This window comes from Saccharicrinis sp. GN24d3 (assembly GCF_052400645.1).
In the GTDB taxonomy this organism is placed as follows: Bacteria; Bacteroidota; Bacteroidia; order Bacteroidales; family Marinilabiliaceae; genus Saccharicrinis.
The window spans coordinates 642,038-660,194 of record NZ_JBQTGI010000001.1; the positions used below are offsets into that span (position 1 = coordinate 642,038).

The 18,157-nt window shown below is 38.3% G+C and carries 14 protein-coding genes; 8 read left to right on the plus strand and 6 right to left on the minus strand.

The genetic code is table 11. The features are described from left to right. Positions 1–7 precede the first annotated feature (7 nt). The 5 genes from ACT29I_RS02165 to ACT29I_RS02185 all read right to left on the minus strand — a co-directional run bounded on the left by ACT29I_RS02165 (position 8) and on the right by ACT29I_RS02185 (position 5,863). Entirely contained in the window at positions 8–2,692 is a 2,685-nt protein-coding gene (locus tag ACT29I_RS02165) for an ATP-binding protein (protein WP_430935017.1), read from the minus strand. 93 nt (positions 2,693–2,785) lie between these two features. Beyond that, a complete protein-coding gene (locus tag ACT29I_RS02170) occupies positions 2,786–3,214 on the minus strand; it encodes a hypothetical protein (RefSeq protein ID WP_430935016.1) in 429 nt (142 codons plus the stop codon). Between the two features lie 138 nt (positions 3,215–3,352). Further along, positions 3,353–4,252 (minus strand): hypothetical protein, encoded by a 900-nt coding sequence (locus ACT29I_RS02175; protein WP_430935015.1) that lies wholly within the window; start codon positions 4,250–4,252, stop codon positions 3,353–3,355. 41 nt (positions 4,253–4,293) lie between these two features. Further along, positions 4,294–5,394: a hybrid sensor histidine kinase/response regulator gene (locus ACT29I_RS02180; RefSeq protein WP_430935014.1), complete on the minus strand. Its 1,101-nt coding sequence runs from the start codon at positions 5,392–5,394 to the stop codon at positions 4,294–4,296. Between the two features lie 154 nt (positions 5,395–5,548). Next, the gene (locus tag ACT29I_RS02185; protein WP_430935013.1) at positions 5,549–5,863 is read right to left on the minus strand and encodes a hypothetical protein; all 315 of its coding nucleotides are present in this window, start codon (positions 5,861–5,863) and stop codon (positions 5,549–5,551) included. Between the two features lie 220 nt (positions 5,864–6,083). On the opposite strand from ACT29I_RS02185, the gene ACT29I_RS02190 reads away from it, so the two are divergent. The 3 genes from ACT29I_RS02190 to ACT29I_RS02200 all read left to right on the plus strand — a co-directional run bounded on the left by ACT29I_RS02190 (position 6,084) and on the right by ACT29I_RS02200 (position 11,098). Next, positions 6,084–9,044, plus strand: a complete 2,961-nt coding sequence (locus tag ACT29I_RS02190; RefSeq protein WP_430935012.1) for an ATP-binding cassette domain-containing protein — start codon at positions 6,084–6,086, stop codon at positions 9,042–9,044. Positions 9,045–9,276: 232 nt separating this feature from the next. Next, positions 9,277–9,771: a hypothetical protein gene (locus ACT29I_RS02195; protein WP_430935011.1), complete on the plus strand. Its 495-nt coding sequence runs from the start codon at positions 9,277–9,279 to the stop codon at positions 9,769–9,771. Between the two features lie 82 nt (positions 9,772–9,853). Then, on the plus strand, positions 9,854–11,098 hold the full coding sequence (locus tag ACT29I_RS02200) for a SpoIID/LytB domain-containing protein (protein WP_444792606.1): 1,245 nt from the start codon (positions 9,854–9,856) through the stop codon (positions 11,096–11,098). A gap of 295 nt (positions 11,099–11,393) precedes the next feature. Here ACT29I_RS02200 and ACT29I_RS02205 read toward each other — a convergent pair whose 3' ends face one another. Continuing rightward, positions 11,394–12,644, minus strand: coding sequence for an aminotransferase class I/II-fold pyridoxal phosphate-dependent enzyme (locus tag ACT29I_RS02205; RefSeq protein WP_430935009.1), 1,251 nt, complete (start codon positions 12,642–12,644; stop codon positions 11,394–11,396). Between the two features lie 342 nt (positions 12,645–12,986). Here ACT29I_RS02205 and ACT29I_RS02210 point away from each other — a divergent pair, with 342 nt between their 5' ends. The 5 genes from ACT29I_RS02210 to recN all read left to right on the plus strand — a co-directional run bounded on the left by ACT29I_RS02210 (position 12,987) and on the right by recN (position 18,067). Continuing rightward, complete coding sequence (locus ACT29I_RS02210) at positions 12,987–13,799, plus strand: outer membrane protein assembly factor BamD (RefSeq protein WP_430935008.1); 813 nt, start codon at positions 12,987–12,989, stop codon at positions 13,797–13,799. A gap of 23 nt (positions 13,800–13,822) precedes the next feature. Beyond that, positions 13,823–14,146: a DNA-directed RNA polymerase subunit omega gene (locus tag ACT29I_RS02215; protein ID WP_430935007.1), complete on the plus strand. Its 324-nt coding sequence runs from the start codon at positions 13,823–13,825 to the stop codon at positions 14,144–14,146. A gap of 114 nt (positions 14,147–14,260) precedes the next feature. Beyond that, positions 14,261–15,472 (plus strand): bifunctional phosphopantothenoylcysteine decarboxylase/phosphopantothenate--cysteine ligase CoaBC, encoded by a 1,212-nt coding sequence (coaBC, locus tag ACT29I_RS02220; protein ID WP_430935006.1) that lies wholly within the window; start codon positions 14,261–14,263, stop codon positions 15,470–15,472. Positions 15,473–15,488: 16 nt separating this feature from the next. Then, entirely contained in the window at positions 15,489–16,391 is a 903-nt protein-coding gene (gene porD, locus ACT29I_RS02225) for a type IX secretion system protein PorD (protein ID WP_430935005.1), read from the plus strand. Between the two features lie 14 nt (positions 16,392–16,405). Then, on the plus strand, positions 16,406–18,067 hold the full coding sequence (recN, locus tag ACT29I_RS02230; protein WP_430935004.1) for a DNA repair protein RecN: 1,662 nt from the start codon (positions 16,406–16,408) through the stop codon (positions 18,065–18,067). Positions 18,068–18,157 lie beyond the last annotated feature (90 nt).

The window sequence follows — 18,157 nt, forward strand, 5'->3', positions numbered from 1 at the left end:
TCTGTTTTTAGCTAATTATCTGTCCTGTTTCTGAAAAAGTGCGCTCTATTATTTTGTGATATTCTGTTAGCGTTTCCATATTTCTGTCGATACCCTCAAAATCAAAATTAGCGGAATTTAGGGATATTTCGTTAGCTATGGAGGCAAGGTATTCAAAACTGACCTGTTGAGATAACAGATCCAAATTCTGTATGAGAAGTTTTATTTTTGCCGAGGAATGCAATTCTTTAATTTCATTTATTAACGGCAATATCGATTGATTTAGTTTGTTGTAAACGGTTTCCATATCCTCTTTTTTGGGTAAAGGGAACGATTTGTTAGACTGAATTTCTTTCGTTACTTTCTTTTTGTTATGTTTAAGGTACCAAGATAATACAATGATCAGCTCATCGATATGTATGGGTTTTGGGATATAATAACTAAAGCTGTTTGGGCCCGTAATCAGTTTGTCAGTGTCGCAAGAGGCAGTTAACGCCACTACCGGAATGTGTTTGACGCCATGGTTAGACTTGAGTATTTTAATCGCCTCAAAACCACCCATTAAAGGCATTCGAATATCCATTAGCACCAGGTCGGGTACTATTTCGGGGATCATTTCAATCGCGTGCTTACCATTTTCGGCCTCATATATTTCTAACTCATAACTTGTTAATAAACCTTTGATAACTTCCCTGTCTATTTTCCGGTCGTCTACTAAGAGAATCTTGGAAGGAAGAAACTCGATTCGGTTAGGATTAAATTTTAATTGCGGTAAACCGGTGTGGTTATTAACTGCAGCCAGGTTGGGTATTTCAATGGAAAAGGTACTGCCGTGGTTTTTCTTGCTTTTTACCTTGATATTGCCATTCATCAAATTAACCAGTCTTTTGCTGATGGAAAGTCCCAGGCCCGTACCTTCAAACATCCTGTTGTCCTGATCTTCTCTTTGTTTGAAATCATCGAAAATGTTTTCAATTTGATCCTGTTCAATACCAATCCCGGAATCGCTGACCGAAATATTGAGGCAGTAGAGCTGATTCATCTGAACCTCCAATTGACACGATACCTGAACAAAACCGGAAGAGGTAAACTTAATGGCGTTGCCAATTAAATTGATTAAGACTTGCTTGAGCCTTACACTATCAATTAAAAGGGTTTCGGGGATTTCACTTTTTTCTATCGTTTCAAATACGAGTCCCTTTTCCTGTGCCTGTACCTGAAATATTTTGGTGGTTTCGGCTATTAGTTGCATCACATCTACCTCGGATAGTTGAAGTTTAAGTTTGCCAGCTTCAATCTTCGATAGATCTAATACTTCGTTCAATAATGACAGCAACGTTTTACCACTTTTGGTGATAGAGGAAATATAGTTCAGCATGCTTTTATCCGAGATCTTCTTTTCCAGAATTTCGGAGAAACCTAATATGGCATTTAAGGGTGTACGTATTTCGTGGCTCATATTGGCCAAAAATGAGCTTTTGGTTTTGTTGGCTGCCTCGGCCAGCTCTTTCGCCCTCTGAAGTTCTATCTCGGATAGCTTTCTTTCCGTGATATCCGTAAAGCTCCAAATACGGCCTATAATGGTGTTGTCCATAATTTGAGGACCGGAATAGCATTCCAGATATCTACCATCGTTCAACAATATTTCGGAACAAACCTGGTTGTCGTTTATGTTTACATTTTCTTCAATCAACTTTTGACAAACACAACCATTTACGGTTTGACTTTGCACATAGTATTCAAAATCATTTTTTGATTTTAATTCAGTTTTATACGGGATTTTCCATAGCTCATAAAGCTTTTTGTTATGAAGAACAACTTGATTGCTGTTGTCGATTACGATGATGCCTGATGCAGTTGATTCAATGGTTGCTTTCAGCAGCGACCCTTGCTTGAGTGTGTCAATTTCTCTGTTTTTCCGTTCTGTAATATCCTGAAAGTAGCCCACAATACTAACTGGATTACCTTCTAAATCCCATTCGGAAAATATGCCGGTGCACAATACCCATTTATATTTATGGTCGTCTATAACTATCCTGAAGGTAGATTCGTACTTCGGACTTTTACCAATCGTAAAATCAATAAATTCTGCCTCAGCCTTTTCTTTGTCTTCTGGATGAATGTAATTAATGAGCCAGGAAACATTGAAATGCTGAACATCAATGTTAGAGTGCTCGATAATAGTTTTAAAAAACGGATCTATTTTGAATTGTTGGATGCCCATATCATACTTCCAAATGGCTATCTTACCGTTTTTTGTGGCCAACGACAACATGTAATCCCGGTCGGCATTTTCAGAATTGGTAGCATAATGATTGCTCTGGTCTTCAATACTCAATAGGTATCCTGTAAACCCGGAACTGCTGTCCTCGGTTGGGTTAATTTGGGCCGAAACCTTGTACTCTACACCTTTCTCGGAGATGAAGATGAAGGAGTGGACAATATTTTTGGTATGACCACTATTGTTGGTTTTTGAAAGAGAAATAAAATTTACTTTCTCACCACTATAACTATCATAAAAATTTAATACGTCGTTTATATTTTTGTATACAAGGTCACTTTTGGTTAAATCCGAAAATAAACACAGTTGCCTGTTGACAGCACATATCGTACCGCTTTTGTCGAAGGCAACAAATCCCATTTCCGAAGAATTGAAAATCTCAAAGCTTAGTTCTAGATTTCTATTGTTTTTTGAAGGGTAGATTTCCGGCATAAACGTACATTCATCTATTAAGTTTTCTTTCTATAGTTCTATTGGCACATGCCCTGCTTTTTGCTTCCGGTCTGAAACATAAAGCACGGGTTTTTATCTATAACCAATCATAAATCCTGAGCATTCATAAGTGTTATTGCTCTTCCAGTTAGGAGCAAATATTTCAATAAAAAGTTTTTGCGTGTTTTCAACTCCAAAGGTTTTGTGGTCGATTAATCCCTCGGAAGCGTTGTCGTATAATACCTTGTTGCCGTTAGTGTTAATTATCTTAAACTGCAATGCGCCTACCTTGGGTTTGGGATAAGTGGAAAAATAATATTCCTTTCCACCCAATGCGTTTAAAACAATTCGGGCTTTTTTCCCCTTCCGTAATTTGATCGATCTTGAAGAGGAACTTATTTGAAACGATTTATCCGGATATTGGCATTTTTTGTAGGTGTTTGAGCAGACATTAGCAAGCGATGTGTTGGTGCCAACATTTAAACCGCTCACAAGTGCTATCAAAAATAAAATTCGTTTCATAAGTTACCATCGTTTCACAGTTATACCCATATGGCCCAACAAAAGTTAAGAATACATATTTCAGCAGCCGGGCAAATTACAGCTTAATTAGTCTTCTAACAATATGTTTTAATGTGGGATTTCGCCGTGGTAATTTTGCTATTGTTTTATCATTTTTGTTCTGAAATCCTGGATGTTGTCTGAGAAGATAAAATAGTTTTCTTCCGTAAGCGTTATCTCACTTTTTCCCTCAATACGCAACGATCCATCCGCAAGCCTTCTTGCTTCACTTTCGCCAAGCGTAACATTCAGGTTGTTATATGAATGTTCCAGCACTTTTAAATCGTTTATTATATCCGATATGGTTGGGTTGCTTTTATAGGTAGTAGCCATGGTAACAATATCTTCGAATAACAGTTTCTGTTCCGCAATTCTGTTGATGGCATCCTTTTGTTTTTCAAAGTCGTTGTGCAGACGGGTTGTCAAATAAAGGCTTTCGATAAAAGTTCCAACCGAAAGAAGAGATAATGTTTTTCCCTCGTCATACTCTTGCAGGTAGCTAATCACCGTATCATAAAGCTCTCTGGAAATAGCATATAAAGAATCCGGCTCCATGGATGCATTGATGATTCTTGCTTGCTGCTCCTTGCTAAACTGCGGGTGAATATTCAATTCCTTCAATAAATAATCGACCGTAGAAATATATTCCGCCGAGAAATCAGATTTGTTGAAAGCTGAGATATAAGCCAAATCGGCAAAATAAACACCACAAACCAGTGCTTTTTTCTCCAAACCATCATACAATTTCGACTCTTTATAATTATGCATAAGCTTTGGGTCAAAACTTACCTTGTTGTCGTTTATATATGAGATAATTTCTTCAGGCGAAGGAAGTGCGTAAAAAACAGCGTCGATAGAATCGATTACACTAATGGACTCAAAATCCAGTGAAGCATCTTCTTTTGTGGCATCCTTTTTTGTGTTGTCACTGCAACTGGTGCAGCTGCTAAAAATGATGATGAACGCCGCCATTGTTGGCATAAAAATTTTTTTTATCATTGGAATGTAGTTTATTTCTTTTTTGTTTATTCGATCTGATTTTAATTGAACAACCATTTAAAAGTTATTAAATCGCTGCTGTCTTGTTTAATTATAAACGAACCGTTGTGAAAATCCATCACTATATCCGCATAAGAAAAATATAGAACCGTTTCGTCGGGCATAGTGTTAATGTTGTTGTAATCCCAATTGGGCGGATCAAATGAAATACTTAACTCATTTCTTTTGTCATAGCTGTCCAAATTAATATTGATAAAGGAGTTTTCCTCTGTATGTTTCAGTACCGTCTCCAAAATACCCAGTATGGAGTTTTTAATTAATTCCTTGTTTCCATTTATCATTATAGAATCGTCTACGTCACAATTCAACTCAAGGTTTTTATTTTCTATTAATTCGTCGTTGTGAATCAGCAAATGTTCCAAAATACCGTTTAGATAGAATTCCTGATAACCGAGTTCCTCCTTGTTGTTTATCTGGGTTATCTGACTGGCCAGCTTAGTGATAAAATCAAGGTTGTCGACAGATTCTTCCAATAACCTGACCATTTCGGATAGGCGAGAAGATTCTGCGGAATGTTTTATTAGGTTAACAGCCTTATTCAAAGAATTAAGGGGAGAAGTAATTTCCTTGCCAATAAATGATAGGAATTTATCTTTCGTTTGGGTTATAGATCTTAACTTTTCGTTGGAAGCTTCAAGTTCAAAGGTTCTCTGATGTACCTTTTCCTCCAACTGATTGTTAGCCGCTAAAATTTGTTCCTTGCTTTTTTTAAGCTCAATATGTGTGCTTACCCGGGCCAATAATTCGGCAGTATCGAAAGGTTTGGTAATAAAATCCTGACCCCCTGCCTTAAAACCGAGTACAGTGCTCTCTTTGTCGTTTTTTGCGGATAGGTAAATAATGGGCATGATGTCGTATTTGGGGTCTTTTCGTATGGTCTGACATACCTCAAAACCGTTGATCTCGGGCATCATAATATCCAGAAGCATTAAGTCAAAAGATTCTTCCTTGATCCATTCTATCGCTTCTTTTCCACCCAGTGCCACTTCGACATTATAATTGTTGTCGTTAAGAATATTTCCTAAAACTTGTATGTTTTTGGGATTGTCGTCGACAACTAATACTTTACCTTTTCTGTCCATTTTTTATGGTTACCTTATCAGTTTTAGGCTACCTTTATTCTCCAATTGTTTCATCGCCGTAAGTGGCCACTTTTACCACATAATTTTACGCGTCCGAAGCTTGAGGTTTGCCCTTCTAATTCCCGCTCCAACCGTGGCCTAAATCTGTTGATTCTTAAATCACATGACCCAATCGGTTAAACACCCTAAAGTAAATTAACTTTTTAATTCCCCATCCTCTTACGTGAATTGTGTCGTTTAGGTTATCCCTATTTGGGGTAAAAACGGGTGTTACATCTACCAAACACTTTTTAATAAAGGTTATTTTCGGTTGATATTCAGTACGAAAGCGGTCACGGGAGTCTGTTCCTGAAATTGAATAATTTGTTGTTTCTAACGGGAATAAAGTTGAACCCGGACAGGATGTACAGGAAATATTACCAATACCTACCCGGGAATGTTTTTTAATATCGTCCCTGGCAAGATTCATTTTTACCGATTCGCCGATAATCAGAGTTGTATCAGTCAGGTTCCCCGGAAGTAAAGGAGTTGGCCCCTATAAACAGAAACGGGTTGGATATGGCGGCTTTAAATCAATTGAACCCAACAAAAAAGCGGATGGTACGTATAACCCCAAAGTAGTGCAATAAACGCAAGTGCAAGGCGTTGACAGATAGATAGTAAGGGTATAAAAAAGGAAATGATTGAATATGGAGCAATATTTTAAATATGACACTTTAAAAAGTGCCGTGGAACTGTTTGGGCTTTTTATAAGCTATAAGAAGCAAGCCCACGAAATGGTGAACTATTCATATCTTGACCAGTATATGGGTTCTCGGTTTGCGCAAAGGGTACGTATGGAGATGCTTGATTATTACAAAGACTATGCTGCTACTTTAGGGGAGGGAACCCATGAAGATCAACAGAAAGCGACTTTCAATAAACATCTAAACTATTTGAGCGATGAACTTTCCAAAAACCAAAAAGTTGAGTTCTATATTGTTCTGCTAAATTATACCATCGATACAGAAAAGGTTTCCAACAGAAAGGAATACATAGGCATATTGTATGAACGATTGAAAATAGTTGCCAATATATTTAAACTCGAGGAAAGCAGGATGGAAAGTCTGGCCCACTTTATTGGGGACAACTTGTCCATGGAAAAAGATTCTAAACGGTTAATTGTAATTGGGAATTTTAACCGCGTAAAATTAAGATCCTTTAGAATGTATAACAAAAAGGATATAAAGGGGAAGATAGTTGCTTTGTATGTGCCATCCATTTCTTCTTTTTTAATCCGGTATAGCGGATCCCATGAACTTCACCTCAACAAGCAGATATTATTTCCCGAAAGAGTGTACCAGTTTGCATTGGGGGGGGTGATTGAAGCAAAAGGTATGTCGCCAATTTATTTTGCCGATTTATTCGCTGATTTTCGGAAGGAGGATACAGATCGCCTGGAATTGGTTGCGCAGGGGGTTGAAAAGAACTTTAGGGATACTAATTTAGGGGTTAAAAAACTATCTTTCAAAGTAAAATCGGGGCAATTGATGGCGGTAATGGGACGCAGTGGTACCGGCAAAACAACCCTGTTCAATATTTTAAGTGGTATTGCAAAGCCTAATAGTGGAAACGTATTTCTGAACGGACATAATCTGCACGAGAATATTGACAAACTTAAACGACATTTGGGTTATGTGCCGCAGGAGGATTTGTTGATAGAAGAGTTGACTGTTTTTCAGAACCTAAAATTTGGTGCTCAATTATGTAGGGACGATCTGTCGGAAAACGAAATCGAAGACCTGGTACTAAAAACTTTGTTCGATTTCGGATTGCACAATATCAAGAATCTTAGAGTAGGTAGCCCATTGGACAAAGTAATTAGTGGAGGTCAAAGAAAAAGGTTAAATATTGCCCTGGAACTTATCAGAAGGCCCGATGTGCTTTTTGTTGATGAACCAACATCGGGACTGTCTTCGTCGGATGCCTTACTGGTGATTAAATTACTCAAGCAAATTGCGGGAATGGGGAATATTGTCATTATCAATATTCATCAGCCACCTTCTGACTTGTTTATGCTTTTTGATAAGTTGTTGATTCTCGACGAAAACGGATATGCGGCATTTTACGGCAATCCTTTTTCTGCTTCGTCTTATTTTAAAAAGCACCTTGAGTTTGTTGATTCTATCAACGACGATAGTTTGAAATTTGGGCAATGCAACCCAGAACAGGTGATCAATCTTCTCGAATACAAGAATCTGTCGGATAACGGGGAACCAACCGGGGATAGAGTGTATGAAAGTACGCAATGGCACCGTTTGTTTACCCAAGAGGTACAGGATGATGCCAGTCTGAAATATAATGAATTGGATGTTTCGCTCACAACAATACCCAATAGAATAAAGCAGTTTTGGATTTATCTAAAACGAAATGTTCAAATCAGAAAATCAGACACACAGTACTTGGCCATGATATTTCTGGGCTCGCCGGTATTGGCATGCATAATGGCTTTCTTTCTTAAGTCAACTGATCTGGAAACCCATACATATCGTTTTATCGACAACGAGAATCTGCCGGTGTACCTGTTTATCAGTGTGGTGGTCTCTCTTTTTCTGGGATTAATTTTAAGTTCAGGCGAAATTTACCGGGATCTAAAAGTGATTAAACGGGAGGGTTTTCTCAATTTAAGCCCATCATCCTATTTAAACTCAAAAGTTGTGTATGTGGCTTTGGTAAATGCCGTACAAATATCATTGTATGTTTTGGCAGGTAACTCCATTATGGAAATTAAAGGGTTATATTTGCCCTATTTTGTTGTGCTGTGGTTAACTGCCTTTTCGTCCAGCATGATGGGGCTTTACATATCGGCCAAATTTAAATCCATTTTATCCATTTACATTACAATTCCGTTTTTGTTGATTCCCCAGATTTTATTGGCGGGCGCCATTTTAGATTTTGACAAAGTACATCACTCCCTGGCTTCCAAAAAATATGTTCCTGTTTACGCCAATATAAATATTTCAAGATGGGCATATGAGGCACTGGTTGTTCTTCAATTTACCGAAAATGAATATGACAAAGGACTGACAGACTTATTGGTTAAGCAGAGTAAAATGAGCTATCATGCCAACTTCTTCGTGCCTAAAATAGAAACATTGTTATCTCATTTTAATCAAACCGCAGATGTAAATGAGGAGGTGGAATTGATGTTAAAGGAACTAATGACACAGTTTCCGAAGCTTAAAAAAGAGGTGAGTAAAGTAAAGGTGGATCAGGATAATATAAAGGAGATACAACAGGTTGTTTCAAAGGTGAAAAAATGGTTGAGACTCAACTTGAATCACTTATATGAGAAGGTGGAAGAGCAAAGAAAAACAAAGCCGAACAATATTGTAAAAAAGGATTTCTTTAACCAAAAGCTGTCTGATTTTATATTAAAAAGTAGCGATTACGTAAAATATGTGTATTCCGATGGGGAAATGATCAGGAAATTTCAGCCCGGATATTATGTTTCGGACAATACTTTTGGAAGATCACATTACTATGCGCCAAGAAAAAGGATAGGGAAAATGCTTGTTGCAACATGGGTGTATAATTTAGCAATAATGGTAGTTTTTGCCTTGTTTTTTTATGCTGCCACTTATGTCCATCTTAAAAGAAATAAGTTCTGATGTAAATAGGATTGGATAATAAATAGATGCAGGAAATTTTTAGTGTTTTGATAGATAGGGCCCTCCATGCATTTTGTTTATGATCGTAAATCGTTCAGTTGTATAGATCCGGTCTTCATAAAAATAATCGACTCATAAAAAAGAAACTTTATTCCACGAAGTACGTAAGTTTAATAACTTTAGTAAAAAGGAATCATTACCTACCGAAAACTGGTTGTTTAATATGATATAGATGAAGAATATGATAAATTTTACTTCGAAAGTTATACTTGCCGTTATATTGCTATTTGTTGTTGCAAATAGTACCCGGGCTCAGTCGTGTGCCGATGTCCTTAAGTTATGTTCGCCTGTTGACAAGCTTTACAATAAAAAAGCCATGGCTCGAACTTATAAGGTGAAGCCGACCCAAAAGCTTAAGATCGTCCATGTATTTTATGGGAGTACGGCATATCAAATCAGTGTTTGTAAGCCTGATCGATTGGGGGATTTCCGCCTAAAAGTAATAGACTATGAAAACGGGAATGTTTTTTGGGATAATGGTGAAGATAACTTTACCGATAAAATCAACATCAGTTTTGGTTCAACAAAGCGTGTTTTTTTAGAGATAACAGCTGAGAATCCGGAAAAATTTAACGGGCAGGAGGGCTGTTTAGGTGTGGTAATAAATTATCACCGGGAAGAGAAAAGAGAAGAAATGGCTGCACCTTCAAATCTTCCGGGAATGTAATAAGTTACCCCAGTAACGAACGCTCACTTTGGAGAGTGGGGTTCGGGGTGTTATGATAATATATTTTTCGATTTGAATAATAATGTTTACTAAACAAAACATAAAAGTCAAGCTGTTTGACGGTTCCAAGATAACTCTGAAGATGAAGGGTGATTATTTCATTGGGGAATCACAAAGACGGATTTCTGGAAAATGGGATATATACATTAGCGATGACAAAATTTTTCTCGAAGACGAGATTGAAATCGTAATGTCTTCGAGTGATGTTTATTTGTCTCCTGTAAATAAAGAGATGGGAGGATGTGTTTTTGAGTTGGATCAGGGAGACAGTAAGTACAGTAAACATTTGTTTAAAGGCATCATTCTCCTTAAACGAGAGGGGGAAGATGTAGTTGTTGTAAACGAGGTAGATGTTGAAAGTTTCGTAGCCAGTATAATGTGCAATAGGTTTCCCAATAACACACAAATAGAGTATCTAAAGGTTCAGGCTGTTGCACTGAGAAATTCCTCTATCATATTAGCCATAAATCAATACTCCGAGAGGAATGGTTCTGTTTTTGAAGAATCTGATTATTGTAAAATATTAAATTTACGACCGCAGCACCTTATAAAAAAGTATACAGGAGTTTCAAAAGTCTGCAATCAACTTGCACATGATGCCGTTAAAGAAACCGAGGGGCTGGCTTTGGTTTCTCATGATTCGTTGAGCTATATTCCGCAAACACTTTGTTGCGGTGGAGTCACCGAACAGGTGACCGGTTTGCTGGATCGTGTTTGTGATTCGGTGCAAAATAACAACATTGATTTAAGCAATAACGATAATATCGAACAATGGGTATTTTCCGGTTCCGACAGTTATTGTAAGCATGAAGATATAGCAGCAATGGACGATCTTGTTGCCGGAAGTGGGATTGATTTGTCTCAAGCCCACAGATGGAAAAGGAACGTTGAAGTCGTCTATTTCAACTCATTGCTCCGAAATAATTTCGATATCAATGTTGGAAACTTTAAAGGGGTTGAAATTACAGAACGAGGTACTTCCGGCGCTGTTAAAAGCATTTCGGTGTTTGGCGATGCCGATGAAGTGGTTTTAAAAGAAGGCGATTTGGATCGTTTGATTGTATTATTGGATTTGCCAAGCAGGTCTTTTGTGGTGGAAGAGAATCTGGAAGAGGAAGAGGCCACCCTCGAAATAAACGGGGCAGGTATGGGAACCGCGGAAGGAATTTGCAATGTTGGGGCAATGGCAATGTCGGTACAAGGCAAGTCTATGAAGGATATTTTAGACCATTATTTGCCCGGGTTTATTTTAGAGAAGCAATATTGACTGTTTTCATCCGAGAGCTGTCATTAGGAATTTGAAAAATTCCTTCATGTCAGCAGGCATCGGCTGTCCCGATAGCTATCGAGATAGAATTTATACCACTTTGGCTATGAAATTAGCACTGGGTATAATGCCGGTAGATTAATTATAGTGTTAAATGCGAAGCATTATTAACGCTAATGTTCGTCGAATTGGCATTTAGATGAAGTCAAATGACAATTTTGCGACAATTTTTTAAATCATAAAAAAGGCAGCCTTAATTCAATAGGGCTGCCTTTTAAGTTTATCGAATACCAATTTACAGAATATTGGCAATTTTATCGCTTTTATAGTTTCCGGCAACTAATTTTTCTTTTACCTCAGCAAAAGCTTTAATGGTATATTCAACATCCTCCAATGTGTGAACAGCGGTTGGTATAATTCTTAACATCAACTGATCCTTTGGAATAACAGGGTAAACCACGATAGAGCAGAAGATGTTGTAGTTTTCTCTCAAATCCATGGTCAGCTGGGTAGCCTCTGGAACCGAACCGTTCAAGAATACTGGAGTTACAGGCGATTGTGTATCACCTAAATCAAACCCTTCCGCTCTTAAACCTTTTTGCAACGCATGAACAACTTTCCAAAGATTATCCTTTAGCTCCGGCTGTGTTCTTAATAGCTCAAGTCTTTTTAAGGCACCAATAACCAATGGCATAGGAAGCGATTTTGCAAATATTTGAGAACGCATGTTATAACGAAGGTAGTTCACTACTTCCTCTTCACCCGCCACAAAAGCACCAATGCTTGCCATTGATTTGGCAAATGTGCTAAAATATACGTCAACACCATCGATTACATCAAAGTGCTCGGCAGTACCTGCTCCTGTTTTTCCCATGGTACCGAAACCGTGGGCATCATCAACCAGTAAACGGAAGTCGAATTTTTCTTTTAAAGCAACAATTTTATCCAACGCTCCAAGGTCTCCCGCCATACCGAAAACACCCTCGGTAATAACCAGGATACCACCACCTGATTCTTTGGCTCTTTTAGTTGCAGTAGTAAGCATTTTTTCGCAACGCTCAATATCATTGTGCGGAAAAACAAAACTTTTTCCTCCTTTGGCTTTATGTAAAAAAATACCATCCATGATACAAGCATGTGATTCGGAATCGTAAACGATTACATCATTTCTCGTACACAAGGTGTCAATAATGGAAACCATTCCCTGGTACCCAAAGTTGAGTAAATATGAATCTTCTTTTCCTACAAATTCAGCTAAGTTGGATTCCAGTTCTTCATGCATGCTGGTATGACCGGACATTGCACGCGCACCCATGGGGTATGCCAAACCGTACTCCGCGGCGGCATCTGCATCAGCTTTTCTAACCTCCGGGTGGTTAGCTAAACCTAAATAGTTATTCAAACTCCAGGTAAGAACTTCCTTGCCCCTAAATTTCATTTTAGGACCTATTTCGCCTTCCAATTTAGGGAATATGAAATAACCGTGAGCGGCTTTTCCATATTGACCAAGTGGTCCCATACTCTTTATCTTGTCAAAAATATCCACGTTGTATATCTTTTTATGAATTAACGGGGCAAAGGTAATATTTTTTAATAATCGTGATAGTTAATGAATACGAAAAAATGAAAATATAAAAATATGTTGTTCGGCTACTAATTTTTTTTTATTTGGCTTTAAAAGATTATCTTTGCACGTTATTATGAATAAGCCTATGGAACAACCATTTAAAAATCTTTGCCCCAGAAAGGATTGTTTTAAGCGGGTTTCATCAAATACTTATGGTTTCTAGTACGTGTTATGAGATGGTATTTGGTATGTTTGTTTTTGGTAGGCCTTTTATTTTTAGATGGTTATAAATTTTTGTACATATAAAACATCAATTCTTTAATGAGAAAAATTCTTGTTGTATTATCCATTCTCCCACTTTTATTTAGTTGTAGCCAGTACCAAAAAGTGTTAAAAAGCACCGATTATGAGCTCAAATATTCCAAAGCGATGGAATATTACGAGAAGGAAGACTTTATGCGGGCCGCAACACTATTAAACGAATTGCAAGGTGTTTACAGAGGTACCGATAAATCGGAAACCATTAGTTACACGTATGCAAGTTGTTTGTACGGACTTGATGATTATATGATGGCAGGCCATTATTATCGTCAGTTTCTTAAAACATTCCCTTCCAGTGAGCAGAACGAGGAATGTCAGTTTATGAGCGGATACTGTTATTACATGCTGTCCCCTAAGCCCAGATTGGATCAAACGGATACCTACAGCGCCATCAACGAATTTCAACTTTTCGTAAACTTATATCCTACCAGTTCAAGGGTGGAAGAAGCTAATCGGTTGATGGATGAGTTGAGAGACAAGTTAGTGTATAAATCATATTTAAGTGCCAAATTGTATTTCGATTTAGGTAACTATATGGGCAATAATTATTTGTCGGCAGTTATTGCGGCACAAAATAGCTTAAAGGATTTTCCGGATACCAAATACCGGGAAGAATTGTCCTACCTGATTTTAGAGGCTAAGTATATTCAAGCGGTAAACAGTGTGATTGAGAAGAAAGAGGACAGGATGAGGGACGCGATAGATGAATATTTCTCGTTTATTAACGAATTTCCTGAAAGTGATTACATGAAAAAGGCCGTTAAAATATATAATGACGCCTCTAAGAGTATTAATTTTGAAGAAACAAATTAGAAATAGATAACTATAAATTCATCATGGATTATAAAAAGACAAATGCTCCGGGCACCACAATTACCTGGGATACTCAAAAGCTTTCTGAGGATACCGTGAATATTTATGAGTCGGTAAATATTATTGCCAAAAGAGCGAATCAGATTAGTGTTGAGATGAAAGAGGAGTTAAATAAAAAACTTCAGGAGTTTGCATCTTATACCGATAATTTGGAAGAGGTATTTGAAAATCGTGAGCAAATAGAGATTTCAAGGTACTACGAAAGATTGCCAAAACCATCTTCTATTGCCACGCAAGAATTTGTGGAAAAAAAAGTGTATTACCGCAACGCGGACAAGGACGTTTAGCGCTTATTCAAAATTCGGCAGGAACCTTTTGTCGAATCGGCAATGACAGATACATTTATAAAAAGATAAAGGAGGTTTTGCATATTTCTTTTATCTTTTTTTATTTTCGGTATTATGATATTAAAGGACAAAAAAATCATTCTGGGGGTTTCGGCTGGTATTGCGGCCTATAAATCGGCTGTGTTGACCAGGCTTTTTGTGAAACAGGGCGCTGAGGTTAAGGTAGTGATGACGGAAAAAGCTAAGGAGTTTATTACTCCGCTGACCATGGCAACCTTATCCAAGAATCCCATTCTAGTCGATTTTTATAACCCTGAAAATGGCGACTGGAATAGTCATGTCGATTTAGGTTTATGGGCCGATGCCATGGTTATTGCCCCGGCAACAGCAAATACGATGGGTAAAATGGCCAACGCAATAGCAGATAATTTGTTGGTTACCACTTATTTGTCTGCCAGATGTCCTGTTTTTGTGGCACCTACCATGGATCTGGACATGTACCTTCATCCGGCCAATCAAAGGAATATGAAAACACTTCAGGGAGATGGTGTTCGTTTGATTGAAGCACAGACCGGAGAGTTAGCCAGCGGCTTAAGCGGTAAGGGCAGAATGGCAGAACCTGAAACGATTGTGGATGAACTGGAATCTTATTTTCAGGAAACATTAGAGCAGGAGAGGGGGGCACTGTCGGGACGAAAATTTCTGGTAAACGCAGGGCCTACGTACGAAAAAATTGACCCCGTTAGATATATCGGTAATTTTTCGAGCGGTAAAATGGGGTATCAGATTGCCGAGGTTCTAGCTGGGAAAGGTGCAGATGTCACTTTGGTTTCCGGCCCCGTATCGGTGAAAACGGAGCACCCAAAAGTGAAGGTGGTATCGGTAACTTCGGCAAAAGAAATGAGCGACGCATGCGTAAAGTACTTTCCCGAATGCGATGGTGCTGTTTTGTCCGCCGCAGTTGCGGATTATACGCCAAATATACAAGCCGACCAAAAGATAAAGAGCAAGGAGAAAGAAATGGTTCTGTCGTTAAAGGCTACCCAGGATATTGCCCGGCAACTGGGCGGAATGAAGAAAAAGGGACAGCTACTGGTTGGATTTGCTTTGGAAACGGAAAACGCCATAGAAAATGCAGGGAAAAAACTTGCCGAAAAAAATCTGGATTTTATTGTGTTAAACTCCCTGGAGAACGAAGGCGCGGGCTTTGGTGTGGATACCAATAAAATAACCCTTATAGACCGGGAAAATAATACAGAAGAGTTTACGTTAAAAAGTAAGCGTGAAGTGGCTGTCGATATTGTGGATAAGATAATGTCATTATAATTAAATCATCAAATCCGTGAAAAACCATATTGTATTATTCCTTTTGTTATTGCTGGCAAGAGTTTCTGTTTCCCAGGAACTACAGTGTTCGGTCTCTGTGGTTTCCCCTAGTGTTCAGGGTACCAATAAGCAGGTTTTTGAAACCATGCAAACTGCCATTATCGAGTTTATGAATGGACAAAAATGGACAGACAATGTTTTCAGTCCCGAGGAAAGGATAAAGTGCAGTATCATGATCAATATTAAGGAAATCAATTCTGTAGATGATTTTTCAGGCACTATTCAGGTGCAGGTGCGTCGTCCGATATACAATTCGGCTTACAGCTCTATGATCCTAAATTATCTCGATCAGGATTTTGATTTTCAGTATGTGGAATTTGAGCCCTTGATTTATAATCCCAATTCATTTAAATCGAATCTGGTAGGTGTTTTGGCATATTATGCCAACGTAATATTGGCTCTTGATTATGATTCATTTGCAAAAATGGGAGGTACAAAATATATGGAGAAAGCCGAGGATATCGTTAATCAGGCTCAAAATTCGGCACAAAAAGGTTGGCGTTCATACGAAAGTACCCGCAACCGTTATTGGTTGGTGGAGAATTATTTGAATGAGCATCACCGACCGTTGCGCGAATGTATGTATCAATATCATCGCCTGGGTTTGGATAAGATGAGCGATAAACCAGAGGACGGACGAAAAGAAGTGCTGTCGGCGATTGAAAGACTTCAGAAAGTGCACAGGAACAAACCGGGTTCTTTTGCCATGCAGGTATTTTTCGATGCTAAGTCGGAAGAATTGATCAACATTTTTTCGGAATCTTTCTCAATGGAGAAGGCCAGGGCAATTGAAGTTTTATCTGAGGTTGATCCTGCCAACGCATCAAATTACAGTAAATCATTATCGGGTAATCAATAATTATTGAATCGATTATGCTAAAATCGTTATTTGTTTCAAATTACGCATTAATAGATCAGGTAGAAATAGATTTCAGCAACGGTTTTTCGGTGATAACAGGAGAAACCGGGGCAGGAAAATCAATTATCTTAGGGGCACTTTCGTTAGTTCTCGGGCAGCGTAGTGATGTTTCCGTTCTAAAAGACAAAGAGAAAAAGAGTGTTGTAGAAGCAGTCTTTAATGTGTCGGGATATGGTTTTGAAAAATTGTTCAAGGAGGAGGATGTGGATTTTGAAGTAGAAACTACCATTAGAAGGGAAGTGTTATCTTCAGGAAAATCCAGGGCCTTTGTGAATGACACACCCGTAAACCTGGGATTTTTAAAAAGTGTCTCGTTGCGCTTAATCGATATACATTCGCAACATCAAAACTTGCTTCTAGGTGAAAGCGGTTTTCAGCTTAACGTAGTTGATACCGTGGCCAAGAATATGGCTCTAAAAGATAAATACCTCAACGATTACAGTACATATCATGTATTGGTAAAAAGAAAAAAAGAGCTGGAATCTCAAAATTCAAAGTTAGCTGAAGAGGCTGATTATATGCGGTTCCAGGTTGACGAGCTGGATCAAATGAAATTAATTGAAGGTGAGCAGGAGGAGTTGGAGCAGGAAAGGGAAATGCTTTCACATGCCGGGGAAATTAAAGGAAACCTTTTTGCGAATGTTGAAATTTTAAATGGTGAAGCCAGCCCGGTGCTGTCTGCCTTAAAAGAGGTAAGCAGGAACATGGATAAAATTGCTTCGTTTATTCCGGAAGGGGAGGAGTGGGTGAAAAGAACTGAATCCGCTTTTATCGACCTGGATGATCTGGTAAAAGAGCTCGAGGACAAGATGGAAGGCATAGATCATGACCCTTCACGTCTCGATTTTGTTTCTTCCAGATTGGATCAGATATATGCTCTTCAGCAGAAACACAGGGTGGATAATTTATCCGCACTCATCGAAATAAGGGATAACTTAGCCGCGAAGCTGCAAAAGATTTCCTCGTTCGACACCGATTTAATGGAGTTGAACAAAGAAATAGAAGCTGCGTTTAAGGTACTGAAACAATCGGGTAGTAGATTGTCAGCATCCCGTAAAAAGGTAATACCTGCTATCGAAAAACAAATTGTAGATCAGCTGGTGGAACTGGGAATGCCCAATGCCAGATTGGTGGTGGATTGCAAGTTGCTTAATGAATTTTCCGAAAACGGATTTGATGATATCAATTTCCTGTTTTCGGCCAACAAAAAGGGAGAACTTTCGGCTATTCCAAAGGTAGCATCAGGAGGTGAAATGTCGAGGGTGATGTTGTGCATAAAAGCATTGTTGTCTGTATCAAAAGGCTTGCCTACTATTATTTTTGATGAGATAGACTCAGGGGTTTCCGGTGAGGTGGCGGATAAAATGGGTCGTATAATGCAGGACATATCTAAAAACATACAAGTGATCAGTATAACCCATTTGCCGCAAATTGCAGTTAAAGGTAAGCATCATTATAAAGTATATAAAAAAGATAGCAAAACGGATACACGTTCGAGTATTGAAAAATTGGACTATGATCTGCGGGTAACGGAAATCGCAAAAATGTTGAGTGGTAGTAATCTTTCCGATGCTGCACTTTCCAATGCAAAAGAACTTTTGGGAGCATCGGCTTAGCTAATCCTGTATTAATATTTTTAATACTGGAAAGACCAATTTCGAATATTGATGTCAACAATTACTTGTCAGTTTTCTCTTTCAAATGAT

Excerpts from the sequence above, each read along its gene's own strand:
- ACT29I_RS02165 (WP_430935017.1), bottom strand. The coding sequence starts at position 2,692 with ATGCCGGAAATCTACCCTTCAAAAAACAATAGAAATCTAGAACTAAGC.
- ACT29I_RS02170 (WP_430935016.1), bottom strand. The coding sequence starts at position 3,214 with ATGAAACGAATTTTATTTTTGATAGCACTTGTGAGCGGTTTAAATGTT.
- ACT29I_RS02175 (WP_430935015.1), bottom strand. The coding sequence starts at position 4,252 with ATGATAAAAAAAATTTTTATGCCAACAATGGCGGCGTTCATCATCATT.
- ACT29I_RS02180 (WP_430935014.1), bottom strand. The coding sequence starts at position 5,394 with ATGGACAGAAAAGGTAAAGTATTAGTTGTCGACGACAATCCCAAAAAC.
- ACT29I_RS02185 (WP_430935013.1), bottom strand. The coding sequence starts at position 5,863 with ATGAATCTTGCCAGGGACGATATTAAAAAACATTCCCGGGTAGGTATT.
- ACT29I_RS02190 (WP_430935012.1), top strand. The coding sequence starts at position 6,084 with ATGGAGCAATATTTTAAATATGACACTTTAAAAAGTGCCGTGGAACTG.
- ACT29I_RS02195 (WP_430935011.1), top strand. The coding sequence starts at position 9,277 with ATGAAGAATATGATAAATTTTACTTCGAAAGTTATACTTGCCGTTATA.
- ACT29I_RS02200 (WP_444792606.1), top strand. The coding sequence starts at position 9,854 with ATGTTTACTAAACAAAACATAAAAGTCAAGCTGTTTGACGGTTCCAAG.
- ACT29I_RS02210 (WP_430935008.1), top strand. The coding sequence starts at position 12,987 with ATGAGAAAAATTCTTGTTGTATTATCCATTCTCCCACTTTTATTTAGT.
- ACT29I_RS02215 (WP_430935007.1), top strand. The coding sequence starts at position 13,823 with ATGGATTATAAAAAGACAAATGCTCCGGGCACCACAATTACCTGGGAT.
- coaBC (WP_430935006.1), top strand. The coding sequence starts at position 14,261 with ATGATATTAAAGGACAAAAAAATCATTCTGGGGGTTTCGGCTGGTATT.
- recN (WP_430935004.1), top strand. The coding sequence starts at position 16,406 with ATGCTAAAATCGTTATTTGTTTCAAATTACGCATTAATAGATCAGGTA.